At 58.1% G+C, this 12,534-nt stretch carries 8 protein-coding genes and 1 pseudogene; 4 read left to right on the top strand and 5 right to left on the bottom strand.

All coding sequences use genetic code 11. From position 1 onward, the window contains the following. Positions 1–23 precede the first annotated feature (23 nt). The 4 genes from MOV76_RS13550 to MOV76_RS13540 all read right to left on the bottom strand — a co-directional run bounded on the left by MOV76_RS13550 (position 24) and on the right by MOV76_RS13540 (position 4,183). The gene (locus tag MOV76_RS13550; protein WP_016737399.1) at positions 24–1,973 is read right to left on the bottom strand and encodes a multicopper oxidase family protein; all 1,950 of its coding nucleotides are present in this window, start codon (positions 1,971–1,973) and stop codon (positions 24–26) included. 480 nt (positions 1,974–2,453) lie between these two features. Beyond that, positions 2,454–2,576 carry a hypothetical protein gene (locus MOV76_RS39845; RefSeq protein WP_009982859.1) on the bottom strand — a complete coding sequence of 41 codons (123 nt, stop codon included), beginning with the start codon at positions 2,574–2,576 and terminating at the stop codon, positions 2,454–2,456. A gap of 22 nt (positions 2,577–2,598) precedes the next feature. After that, on the bottom strand, positions 2,599–3,300 hold the full coding sequence (locus MOV76_RS13545) for a RibD family protein (RefSeq protein ID WP_008534164.1): 702 nt from the start codon (positions 3,298–3,300) through the stop codon (positions 2,599–2,601). A 31-nt stretch (positions 3,301–3,331) separates the two neighbouring features. Continuing rightward, positions 3,332–4,183: an SDR family oxidoreductase gene (locus MOV76_RS13540; RefSeq protein ID WP_008534165.1), complete on the bottom strand. Its 852-nt coding sequence runs from the start codon at positions 4,181–4,183 to the stop codon at positions 3,332–3,334. Positions 4,184–4,650: 467 nt separating this feature from the next. Between MOV76_RS13540 and MOV76_RS40325 the strand changes: the two genes are divergently transcribed. The 3 genes from MOV76_RS40325 (at position 4,651) to MOV76_RS13525 (ending at position 8,578) form a co-directional block, all read left to right on the top strand. Continuing rightward, on the top strand, positions 4,651–6,387 hold the full coding sequence (locus tag MOV76_RS40325) for an SDR family NAD(P)-dependent oxidoreductase (RefSeq protein WP_225884156.1): 1,737 nt from the start codon (positions 4,651–4,653) through the stop codon (positions 6,385–6,387). Positions 6,388–6,518: 131 nt separating this feature from the next. After that, positions 6,519–7,424: a LysR family transcriptional regulator gene (locus MOV76_RS13530; protein WP_004674388.1), complete on the top strand. Its 906-nt coding sequence runs from the start codon at positions 6,519–6,521 to the stop codon at positions 7,422–7,424. A 287-nt stretch (positions 7,425–7,711) separates the two neighbouring features. Continuing rightward, positions 7,712–8,578, top strand: coding sequence for an ISAs1 family transposase (locus MOV76_RS13525; RefSeq protein WP_237353186.1), 867 nt, complete (start codon positions 7,712–7,714; stop codon positions 8,576–8,578). Positions 8,579–8,987: 409 nt separating this feature from the next. Here the strand turns inward: MOV76_RS13525 and MOV76_RS13520 are convergent. After that, a pseudogene (locus MOV76_RS13520) lies at positions 8,988–9,168 on the bottom strand (hypothetical protein); the annotation flags it as partial. 468 nt (positions 9,169–9,636) lie between these two features. On the opposite strand from MOV76_RS13520, the gene MOV76_RS13515 reads away from it, so the two are divergent. Then, positions 9,637–12,081, top strand: a complete 2,445-nt coding sequence (locus tag MOV76_RS13515) for a glycoside hydrolase family 3 protein (protein ID WP_016737400.1) — start codon at positions 9,637–9,639, stop codon at positions 12,079–12,081. Positions 12,082–12,534 lie beyond the last annotated feature (453 nt).

Genomic DNA, 12,534 nt, shown 5'->3' with positions numbered 1-12,534 from the left:
TCCTCCCAATGGCGATCGACGCCCTAATGATGGCCGGAAACGGTGCCACCCTGGCCGTCCGGCAGGGTGATCCTGATGTTCTGCATCATGCCCTGGTCCTCATGATCGAGGATGTGGCAATGCAGAACGAACTCGCCGATATAGCGCTGGTAGTGCGTCCGCACGGTGATCGTGTAGCGCGCCGACGGATCGGTGCCGGGATTCTTGATCCACAGCGTGTCCTTCCAGACATTTTTCAAGCCTGGATATTGCGGATCGCCGTCGTCATCGGCGCCAAGCGCGCTGACATCGTTGCCGGCCGCATCGACAATTTTGATGATCTGAAACGGATTGACATGGATATGGAATGGGTGGCTGACGAAATCCGAGCGGAGCGTCCATTCGTCGACTCCGCTCAGCGGCAACGTCCGGTCGATGCGGTTGGGATCATAAGGTTTGCCGTCAACCTCGAAGAAGGTGGCACCCGGCTGTTTCACATCGATGTTAAACACCAGTTGCTGCTCGCCGGTGACCTCGCCCGCGTCGATGTCCGGATGGGGAATAAAGCTTGAGAGCGACATCTCGTTCTTGAGGTCATCGATAACCTTGCCGGCGACATTCTGTGACATCGTGCGCTCAGCCGCCGAAATCAGCCAATCCTGAAGATAGGTGCCGATCTCGCCATTGACGGCATGGCCGCCTACTGCAGTGACTATGCCGAGAAGCCGTCGGCTTGGAGCCTCCTGGTTGACGCTGGCCGCTGCCGGTGCGGCGCCATCGATGATGCAGTAGTCACCCGCTCCTGGCAACACCACCAGCGCGTCAACGCGGTAGCCCGGTTGCAGGATCGCTTGCTGCCGCATCTGCACCTGCGCCATTGTCAGCCCGTCCTGGGCCACCACCCCATACGGAATAGTATCCTTGCCGCAATTCTGGTCGATCCATCTGTCGGTGTCCGCTGCCGCAAGCGTGCGGAACGCGGTCGTCCCGGTCTTGCGCCGGATTTCGAAATTGATGGTGTCGCGAACCCCGGCGTGTATCATCCGCCACCGCTCGACCGAGCCAGCCTCCGCTGATGCCAACTGACCAAGCACCTGGCCGTTGACGCTGGTGAAGCGGCCCGAAGCCGGCCAACTGCCAGGTCCGAACTGATCGTAGCTTTCGATGCCGCCCACCTGTCCTGGCTGGCAATCATAAGTGATGTCGCCATTGTTATCGGTGCAAGCATATTGAATCTGCTGTAGCACCAAAACCCGTTCGGCGATATCGGAGCCGCCCGGCTGCTTCAATAGGCGGTCTATATCGCCAGTCTCGGTCGGTGTCGGCATGCGATCGCCACGGATGATCAACGCCCCGGACATGCCACTCGACACCTGCAATGCGGTTGATCCGTGTAGGTGTGGGTGATACCAGAAGGTGCCGGCGGGATGCTCAACGGCGATGTTGTATTCATATTGGAACGAAACGCCGGGACGGATTGAGATCAGCACATTATCGCCATTGCCAGACGGATTTACCCAGAGACCGTGCGAATGCAGGTTGGTACCGTTGAAGCAATGGGGGGTATTGGCACTGCCACCGCCGATGCCGCAGGTGGAATCCTGAGGGAACAGGTTGTGAAGCGTTACCCGCACCGTCTGACCGGGCCGTAGATCGATGGTCGGTCCAACCAATGGCGTGTCGGCACCGGATAAGCCGGTCTGGCGGGCGTCTTGATAGCCGCGCAGTTTAACGTGGTCGTAGCGCGCCGTGGCCGGATTGTAGATCTGTCGGTCGAGATAGGTAGCGTTCATATCGAGCAGAACCTCGCCCGGAAATGTCTCCCGGCTTTGTTCGAAGGTTTTCAGCATCCCCTGGGATTTTGTGATAGGTTGCAGCATATAGGCCAGGGGGTTAGTCACGGCCCTGGCCTCTTGAGCGACTGCGAATAGCGCATGGGTGACCGAAAAAACGCTCGCCATACCGAAGATCGCAATTTTGTCAGACACAGACAAACAACCCTCCCAAACCTCTGCCCGGAGTTTTGTTCTCCCCGGGTCGAACCGCATCCACAAAGTTCTACTGCGTCACCATGCGTTCACCTGCAATTCGACTTTGACTCGCGCGCTTTCTCGGGAGAAGACAGCTGCCGCCGCGCGACGAGAAAGTTTCAAGACTCATGCCACTCTGGCCGGATCGAGCCTCAGAAGGAATCTTGTGCCTATGCTTCAAGGACTTCCACGAGAGCGCGGTAGGAAGTCGGGCGGAACAGCACCATGGCGCGCACCTGACAAACCTGACAGCAGGTGTAGTAGGCCCGACATTTTTGTGGGGAGCATCGTTACGTGCGGCAATACGCGTCTCACCTTGTTTGTTTGTCGAGCTGCACTCGAGCAACGCCTTGACGCTCATATCGCGGTCACCGCCGCGGGCATTAATGTCGGCGTCACATACCGTTCATCACACCGCCTAATCGGAGAGACACCACGGGCAGACTACGCCAGTTCTTCCGGCTCTCTGCGCTGCGCGATGATCTCGAAACAAGGTTGCTTGCTCAGGAGTATCGCGCCCTGCTCCTCGACGATCATTTCGACGACGGCAGGAGGGAGCCCTTCCACAATCTTCTCCTATGGACGTCTCTTATGGACGTCCAACGCGATATCTCAGATGCACGGAGCCGAGGCCAGCGGCTTCGGCGCTGATAAACGTGAGCCTCGCCCTGCCGGCAAGCCCATCCTCGCCGCCCTCGAATATGGCCGGTGTATTCGACTTGCCTCCGATCGCAGGGAAGATGACCAGGCTGACCTCGTCAACAAGACCCGCCTTCAAGAAATGGCCATTGGTTTGCGCCCCGCCTTCCAGCATCAAGCGCTTCACACCGAACTCGGTTCCAAGAAGGTCAAGCGCGTTTTTCAGATCGACGCCATCTTTCTCCGAGACGATATAGGAAACGCCAGCCTGGGTGAGGCCCGCCAGGTAAGCATCATCCACGTCAGATCCTGTCAGGACCACAAGGTGAGCTCCGTCAATGTCGCTCTTGTCCCAGCGTAGCCGACCGTCCTTATCCACGATGACAGCGAACTCGCCGGCGTCCGGGTTGGCGATATGGATCGGTCGCGCGGCTGTGCCGGTTGCTTGATAGGGGCGGTCGACGGCGTCCGCGAACTCTTCTCCCGTCGCTCTTCCCGAAAGCCAGGCGTCGGCACCGATCTTCTCATGCAGGCCGTCATAGATCTTCACGAGCTCATCGACCGAATGGCCGGTTGCCTCGGCCCAATCATTGACGATCAATCGGCCATCCAGCGGCGACATCATGTGACAGATTACATAGGGTCTGGGCATTGGATTACTCTCCTCTACAAACATTCCACCGTCAGTGACCTGCCTTCAACCAGGCTGCGAATTTATCCATCCAGTCGGGGTGCCAGCGTGAAAGCGCCGGCCGGTTCAGGATCATGTCGTCGGCCGCCCAGCGGATCCTTCTGGCATCGATCGCAGACGTAACCGCGTTATCCGGACAGATGATGTAAAAATTCTCGTCGAGCAGACGGACCAGGAAGTATTCCACCAGTTGCTCTGCGGTCCATGCCTCATCGGGTTTCGCAATGCCCTGCGGCTTGAGTGCGATGTTCATGGGTGTCCACGTGTAGCCAGGGACGAGGAGATGAGCCGAAACACGACCTCCCGTCTCCTTCAGAAGCTCGTGCGACAGCTGTTCGGTCAGGACTTTGACAGCTGCCTTCGCCACCGAATATGCGGCGTTACCTGGAGGAGTCGTAATACCTTCCTTGGAGCCGAGGTTGACAACGGCCGACTGGCGACCGGCTTCGATCATGTAGGGCACGAAGACGTGTTGCGCGGCCTGAACACCTCGGAAGTTTACATCGATCTGGCGTCGCCACTTTGCAGGATTGTCCCAAGGGCCGGCTCCTTGCGTTATGCCCGCGTTGTTTACTAGAACGGCCACGTCGCCAAACCGCGAAATCGTTTCGTCCCGCAACCTGGTCAGTGCCGACAAATCTGATACGTCGCCGCTCACGATCAGGATGTCCGTGTCGAGTGTCGAAGTAACATCCTCAAGTGCGTCGGCGTCGAGATCCAGCAGCGCGAGCTTCATGCCGCGGGCCGCGAGAGCCCTCGCGATTGCCAAGCCGATGCCCTTCGCAGCTCCCGTGATGACCGCAACGCGGCCAGGAGCAACGACGCTGTTCATTCTCTCGCTCATTTTTTGTCTTTCCCGTCATTGGACCGTCACCGCTGGAAGGTGTGCCGGACAAGCCGTCGCCGTGGAATTTTTCTCCGAGAAGCGTGCCGGCCGATGGCACCAGCGCAGAGAAGTCCATCAACGCTACTCGGGCGCTTGGGTCGTCGGATCATATCCGCGGGCTGCGAACGACCGTTCGATCGCACTATAAGAATAGGGTAGCGCGACGGCTACTTGAAGTGAGCGGGATCGCACGCACCGATGAGCCGTGTTCACTCAAGGGCCTTCGTGACGTAGGGAATGCCTGGCCAGTTCGACCGCGGACGGGACCAAAAAGGTAACGCACTCCTGGTCCCTGCCAGATCGGTGGATGATTTTCACTCACCGCCCCGATCAATTTTGCTCATGTAACCAATCGGCTCCACGGGCATTTGGTCACCAGCGCCTCGAGACGATCGTGGTGCTGACCAAACCAAAGGAGTGAAATCATGACAGGGAATAAACCACTCGCAATGATCACGGGCGGCTCATCTGGAATAGGCTTCGAGCTTGCCAAACAATTCGCCAAGAATGGATTCGATGTCGCCATTTCAGGCTCAAGCGACAAGGTGAACGAGGCCGCCGATGCGCTACGAAGCCTTGATGCCGAAGCATATCCGTTCAAAGCGGATGCCTCGACGTACGATGGCGTCGAGAGGTTCTGGACCTTTACGCACGGGCTGGGGCGCCCCTTGGAAGCCGCGGCTCTGAACGTCGGTATCGGTATTGGCGGCGCCTTTGTCGATAACGATCTCGAGGATGAGCTTCGCCTGCTTGCGATCAATGTAACCGGGACCGTCCATATGGCCAAACGCGTCGTCCAACATATGGTCAAGAACGGCCGCGGCAGGATTCTCATCACCTCCTCGGTTTCGGCGACCCTGCCCACGCCATACGAAACCGTTTACGGCCCGTCGAAGGCATTTGGTTATATGTTCGCGTCTGCGCGAGGAGTTGCGCTCGACCGGGGTCACGGTGACGGCACTCCTTCCGGGCGCCACCAACAGCGACTTCCACGCGAACGCTGGAATGGGCGGTACGAAGCTCGGTGGCCAACAAAAAAACGACAAGACGCTCGTCGCCCAGCAGGGGTTCGAGGCTCTCATGAACGGCATCGACCATATCGTCGGCGGAGATCAGGAAACCAAGCGCCAGGTGTTGGAAAACCGGACGACCCCCGAGCCCGTCAAAGCCGCGCGGCAAGCCGAATTGACCCAACCGCAGTGAAGGAGCACGTCATGTCACATCTGAAAAACAAGGTCGCCATCGTCACAGGGGCTTCCTCGGGCATTGGAGCGGCGACCGCCAGAGGATTGGCGGAAAAAGGTGCGCGCGTCGTCCTTGCCGGCCGCAATGAGGAACGCCTCAGTCAGATCGTCGAAGACATCACCGGTTCGGGAGGTATTGCCAGCTACAAGGTTGCTGATGCCACGGATTTTGAGAGTACCAAGGCCCTCGTCGCGTTCGCCACAACGACGTACGGCCCGGTCGATATATTGGTCAACAATGCCGGCCTCATGCTCTTTTCCTATTGGAAGGATGCCGCCGTCGGCGATTGGAACAAGATGATCGATACCAATCTGCGTGGCTATCTGCATGCGATCGCCGCGGTGCTGCCGTCGATGTTGGAGCGCCGGTCCGGCCGCATCCTGAATATGAGCTCTATCGCCGGCGTTCATGTCGGCGAGGCGGCAGGGGTTTACGGAGCCACGAAGTTCTTCATACGCGGTATTACCGAAAGCCTCAGGAAGGAGGTGGGCGTGGGTAGCGGGATCCAAGTGTCTATGATCAGCCCTGGCGTGATCGATACCGGCTGGGCCGACAAGGTTCATGACGAGACGGGCAGAAAGATCGCCGGAGAGCTCAACAAGCAGGGTATTCCGCCGTCGTCGATGGCTGAAGCCGTGGTCTATGCACTAGACCAGCCCCCGGAGATCACGATCAACGACATTTCGTCCATCCAACCCGGCAGGACTGGTAGCCCGCGTTTTCGAGAGCTCAGAACTAGAACCTCCGGGACTGTTAGACCGCCTCGCGGAACCAACCGGTGCCGTCTCTCGTGGCTGTGGACACGAAGATCTTCATTGCATGACGATCTAATCCCGGACGTTTTCGTTTTTCAGCGACCGGGCCATCTCCGCCGTCCTTCGCAGGATCCAACATGGATCACTAGGTCAAATTTTTGACTGCTTCCTCGGCCATCACATACCAAATACAGGGCCAGTTAAATAAGGATTGAAGGTGCCGGCCGGCCTGAAGCAAGGTCGGCGCCGGCAAGGGCGATCTTTTTCAGTACAAGTGCGAGTATCCATAACTCATGGTATCAACGCGGGCCGATCTGGCCGACCTTGAAACTTTCGTCGCGATCGCGCGTGCGGGGGGGTTCCGAAAGGCCGCCGCGCTTCGCGGCGTTTCCGGGTCTGCCCTCAGCCACTCGATCAGGGGTTTGGAGGCCCGTCTGGGCGTCCGTCTGTTTCATCGGACAAGCAGGAGCATCAGTCTCACCGCCGCCGGCGAAGTGCTGCTTGCCGAACTGGAGCCCCGTTTCCTCGGCATTCAAGCTGCGATGGATCTCCTAGACAGTTTCAGGAGCGGGCCTACGGGCAGAGTGAGAGTGACCACCCTGCGTGACGCCGCCGAGCTGCTGATCGCTCCTCGACTGCACAGTTTTCGCAAGAGCTACCCAGATGTCGAGGTCGAAGTCAGCGTCGAGGATCGCTTCATCGATATGGTCGCCGAAGGTTTTGACGCGGGCATCCGTTATGGGGGAACGGTTCCCGAGGGGATGATCGCGTCGCGTCTGACATCCGAACTCGAATGGATCGTAGTCGGTTCTCCGGCCTATCTCAACGAACGAGGGCGGCCCGCGCGGCCGGAAGATCTCTTGACGCACGAGTGCATCCGGATCCGAACCGGTACAGATCACCTCTGCAAATGGGAACTTGGCGACGGCGATCGCATGGTTTCTCTCGACGTTCCGGGACTTCTCACGCTCGGAGATTCGGAACTATCTATCCGCATGGCGGAGGAGGGAGGCGGTCTCTTTTATTGCCTGCAGGCCCGGGTCGAGGACAAACTTGCGGCCGGTTCACTCGAAGTCGTGCTGCCGGACTGGACCTCTACCGGGCCGGGTTTTCATGCATACTACGTTTCGCATCGACAGGTGCCGTCCGCTCTCCGGACGTTTCTCGACTACCTTAAGGCGCCGGTTGCGGGCGATTGAAGTGACGACCAGACGAGACAGCTTCACCAGGCAGGAGAATCGCACATGGATGGTAAGGAGTTGTTTTGCTGAGGCAAATCGACTCAAGAACTCTCCGATAATTTGGAGGTTCGGATGAATCGATTTGCCACCTGTTTTAAAAGATCTGCCCGACCCTCGGGGCGCAACACACGTCATCCGCTGATGTCGATCCTGTTCATTGCCATTGCCGCGATCGTTTGCGGCGCCGAAAGCTGCGCCGACATGGCCGATTCGGCGTTTCCAAAAAGAAGTGGCTCAAGACGATCGTGCCGCTGCCCTATGGCATCGCCGGCCATGGCACCTTCTCCACCGTTTTCCGCTGCCTCAATCAGGTTGCCTTCGAAGCCGCTTTACCGAAGCCTTTGCAAAGGGCATGGAAGGCGTGGTGGCGGTCGACGGCAAGGCGGTACGAGGCGCCGCCGCTGCCCCTCGTCAAGGTCTGGGCTGCCGGTTGCGGCCTGGTCATCGGCCAACAGACCGCGCCGGGCCGCAACGAGGTCCAAGGGGCGCTCGATGCGCTTGCGCTTTTGTCGCTGGAAGGTGCCATCGTCACCGCCGATGCCCTGCATTGCCGCGCCGATACCGCTCATGCCATCCTTTCCGCCGGCGGCGACTATGCCCTGGCGTTGAAGGCCAATCAGCCCGGCCTCCTGGCACAGACGATTGCTCGTCTGGACGACGTCGAGCCACTCGGCGTCCAGACCGCCGCCGAGAATGACCATGACCGCTGCGAAAGACGCCGTGCCTGCATCGTCGCCGTCAATGACATCGACTTCCCCGGCCTGCAGGCCATCGGATCCGTCGAGGCCACAAGCCGTCATGCCGATGGCCGTCTGACCAGCCATGTCCGCTACTTCCTGCTCTCCACCATCATGTCGGCTGCCGCCCTGATCGAGGTAACCAGAACTCATTGGCAGATCGAAAACAAACTGCACTGGGTGCTCGACGTCCAGTTCCGCGAGGATGCCGCCAGAAACCGTAAGGATCACGGACCGGCAAACATTGCTCTGTTACGAAAGATTGCCCTCAACCTCATCCGAGCCCATCCAGATAAGGCCTCCATTCGTCGAAAGATCAAGAACGCAGGGTGGGACGATCAGTTCCTCATCTCTATCATCGCTCATATGCGATAGCCCTGCTTCACCAGGGGAATTTGAGTGCCGGCAGAAAGCGGTCGCTCGCAGCCAGAAAAATAATTGGCAGCAAGATCGCCTGGCATCCTTTAACATGCCGAAAGCGGAAAAAAATACGTGACAGCCTCCGATCCCTCTCTGAGCGGAGGCCATCCATGATGGTAGAGAATCCGCAAGTCTTCGGCTGTCTGACACGACCAGCCGGTACGAATGCGGTACTGCCACGGCTCTCCTCCAGGCGCCCGTTTTTGATCTCTCGATATCTAAATTTGTGCAGACGAGCAGGCAAAGCTATAACGGCAGGATCAACGAATACTGGTAGCTCTCAGACAATCTGGATCGATATCAACCGGGAATGCCTGCATATGTAGGGAGGATTCAAGCACGGCGTGAGGGCGATGCAGACGGACGAGGCGGAGACGTCACGGAAACCCGAGAGCACCTGCATCACCTCGCTCGAGGTTTCCAGGCGGCCTTGTAGGAGACCCGCGGCGTAGTGCCCCGAAAACCCCACCGCGCAAATGCTGATTATGAAAGACAGTACGAAAATGATTACTCTGTAGCCGGAAACGGGACAACAGCCTGTCCATTGTGGTCGATCCTTGTCCATAGGCGGCGAAGAAACTTCATCAATCGGGATCCGCCTCCGAGGGAAGCATCGAATCATCAATGACGACACGAAAGCTGCGCGACCGAGGTTGTCTGTCAACAGATTGTCTGATAAAGCTTGCTAAGGTTCAAACTGTCTCACAAACTTGCGGAGGAATAACTCCGTAACAGAACCGGCGCTGCCGCAGCCGGCACAACTTTCACTGCTGAAATCGATTGCCGCGATGTCCCTTGTTTTCAATGGAAAGCGGTGACCGCATCTCGGCTATGTGAAGGCTTCGAACATGTCGTCGTCCTCGCGACGGCGGGACGCGACGCCTTGATGAACAAACGGGCGTCCTTTTTATGGATGGACGGCTCCATGGCGCCGAGATCACCAGCTTCCCCAATATGCATCTCGAGATGCCGATCTGGGACAGGTAAGTATCGAGATTCAAGAAGCAGAGAAGATGATTGATAAGAAAGCATTACTCGATAATATGACCTTGGCGGAGCAGGTCTCGCTACTTTCCGGCGATACGTTCTGGTCTTTACCGCCCATCGACCGCCTAGGGATAGGGAGATTGCGCTTGACCGACGGCCCCAACGGCGCCCGCGGGGCGGGGTCTTTTGTCGGAGGTGTGACTGCAGCGGCTTTCCCGGTGGGCATCGCCATCGGAGCGAGTTGGAACCCGGATCTAGCCAAGGAAATCGGCAGTGCCCTAGGTGACGAGGTTCTTTCAAAAGGTGCCCACGTCTCGTTAGCCCCCACCGTTAACATCCAGCGTAGCGTCACAAACGGCCGCAACTTTGAGTGCTTCTCTGAGGATCCGATCCTGACGGCGGAACTTGCAGTCGGCTATATCGAAGGTCTGCAGTCCACGAAAGTCGGTGCCACGATAAAACATTTCGTCGGCAACGAGTCCGAGATTGAACGTACAACCATCTCTTCAGATATCGATGAACGCACGCTGCGCGAAGTCTACCTGATACCCTTTGAGACGGCGGTGAAGCGGGCAAAGGTCTGGGCCGTGATGTCTTCGTATAACAAGCTAAACGGTACTTACACGGCGGAAAGCCATTGGCTGTTGAACGAGGTTCTGCGCGGTGACTGGGGTTTTAACGGCGTGGTGATGTCGGACTGGTTCGGCTCGCGTTCGACCGCACCCACCGTGAATGCCGGGCTGGATCTGGAGATGCCGGGCCCGACTCGCGATCGCGGCTCCAAGCTACTGGCTGCGGTCGAAGGCGGCGAGGTTAGTGTCGAGACGATCCGCGCCTGTGTGCGCAATATCCTGACTTTGATGGAACGCACCGGCGCTATCAACGATCATCGCGAGTTTAAGGAGTACGCCATTGATCGACCGGAACATAGGGCATTGATCAGGCGCGCGGGAGCGGAAAGCGCAGTTCTGCTACAGAATGACGGGGTCCTGCCATTGGCTCAGCAAGGTATGGTCGCCATCATTGGACCCAATGCTAAGGTCGCGCAGGTGATGGGAGGCGGCTCGGCGCAGTTGAACCCTCACTATGTCATCAGTCCGTGGCAGGGGCTGGTGGACGCGCTGGGTGAGGAGAATCTGTGCTACGCTCAGGGTTGCAACAATTATCGGTTTCAGCCGCTAATCGAAAACCCCACAACCTTCGAGTTTTTCCAAGGAAGGGAGCTAGCTGGCGAACCGGTGAAGGTCGTCGAGGAACCGTCGAGCCTTGGTGTATGGTTGCCCCCCGTGGCCGAGGGCTTTGTCGATCCCCTTCGCTTTTCGGCTAGAATGCGCACCATCTTCACAGCCTCGGAAGCCGGCATCTATCGCGTCGGACTAACCTCGGCCGGGCTTGGCCGGGTCTATGTGGACGGCAGACTTGTGGTGGACGCTTGGGCTTCCTGGATACGTGGTACCACATTCTTTGAAGAAGGCTGCGAAGAGGTCGTGGGTGAAATCACGCTCGAAGCCGGCCGTACATACGAGGTCGTCGCCGAGTACGCCCGGCACGACCACGTCAACCTCTATATCGCTGCAATTCGGGTAGGAATAGGCAGATTTTCGGCCGAAGCGGAGATTGCCGAGGCAGCAGCCGTCGCGGCAAAGGCTGATCATGCGGTAGTCTTCGTGGGCAGAACGGGCGACTGGGATACCGAGGGCTCCGATCTTCGCGGTATTGCACTTCCCGGTCTGCAGAACCAGCTTGTTGAGGCGGTAATTGCGGCCAATCCGAACACGATCGTCGTACTACAAACCGGTGGACCGGTGGAAATGCCCTGGCTTTCCGGTGCTCGTGCAGTACTGCAATGCTGGTATCCCGGACAGGAGGCTGGCAACGCGATCGCCGATGTGCTCCTCGGCAAGGCCGAGCCCTCGGGCCGACTGGCACAGACCTTCCCCGTGCGCTGGGCTGACAACCCCACACATACCGAGGATGACGCGGTCTATCCAGGTAAGGACGGCCATGTGCGATATGACGAAGGTGTGTTCGTCGGTTATCGGCACTACGACCGCCACGGCATTAAGCCGCTGTTCCCGTTCGGTCATGGTCTCGGTTATTCAAGCTTTGCGATGTCGGACCTGACGGTAGGGCTACCGGACGCTGCCGGCGCGGTGACAGTGACACTGGAATTGACCAACATCAGCGAGCGGCCAGGTTCGGCAGTGGTGCAAATCTATGTCGGCGATGTTGAAGCATCTATACCCAGACCGGTTAAAGAGCTGAAAGCCTTCTCGAAAATTGCCCTGGAACCCGGTGAGAAACGAAGGTTGCGTTTCATACTTGACGCCCGAACATTTGCCTTCTTCGACACGACCGAGCGGCGTTGGCGGATAGAGGCGGGGGAATTTGCAGTGATGGCTGGGTTCTCGGCCACCGACATCCGTTTGAGTTTAACTGTCACGCAAAAGGGCGCTGTCTTGGCGCTCTGAATGTGCCGCAAATCAATGACCATATTGGGCAGTGGTTGAGTTCCAACGTATGCAGTTTTGGCGGTGAAGCTGGGTGAGTTGAGTGAGAGAATGCCTCAAAACCGGTACTTGGTTAATGGCCCGGCCAAACACCGCCTGCGCCTCCAAAAACAGGCAATGTTTTCTGAACGATCGTAAGCGCGATTTTCTCCGCACCTTCTGCAATTGAGTGAGCTTTGGCATGAGGTGTCCACCCAAATAGGTGGACACCAAGGGATGGAAGAGGTGACCTGCCACTGAATTTTCATCCGGCGGCGATTAGAGCCTCGGCGGTTTTGAATACGCCAAGTGGCGCGGTGTGAGTGTGTTTCGGCGTGCAAATTTGACCCCCTTGGCGGGGTAATCGGCGTCCAATTTTGACCCCCCTCAGATTTCATCTGACCATCCGGCTTTTGGCGGCGGATGGAGTGGGAG

The organism is Rhizobium sp. PRIMUS64 (genome assembly GCF_023006465.1).
Lineage (GTDB): Bacteria > Pseudomonadota > Alphaproteobacteria > Rhizobiales > Rhizobiaceae > Rhizobium > Rhizobium leguminosarum.
Note: the sequence above shows the minus strand (reverse complement) of the source record. Positions and strands in the feature narration are given on the sequence as shown.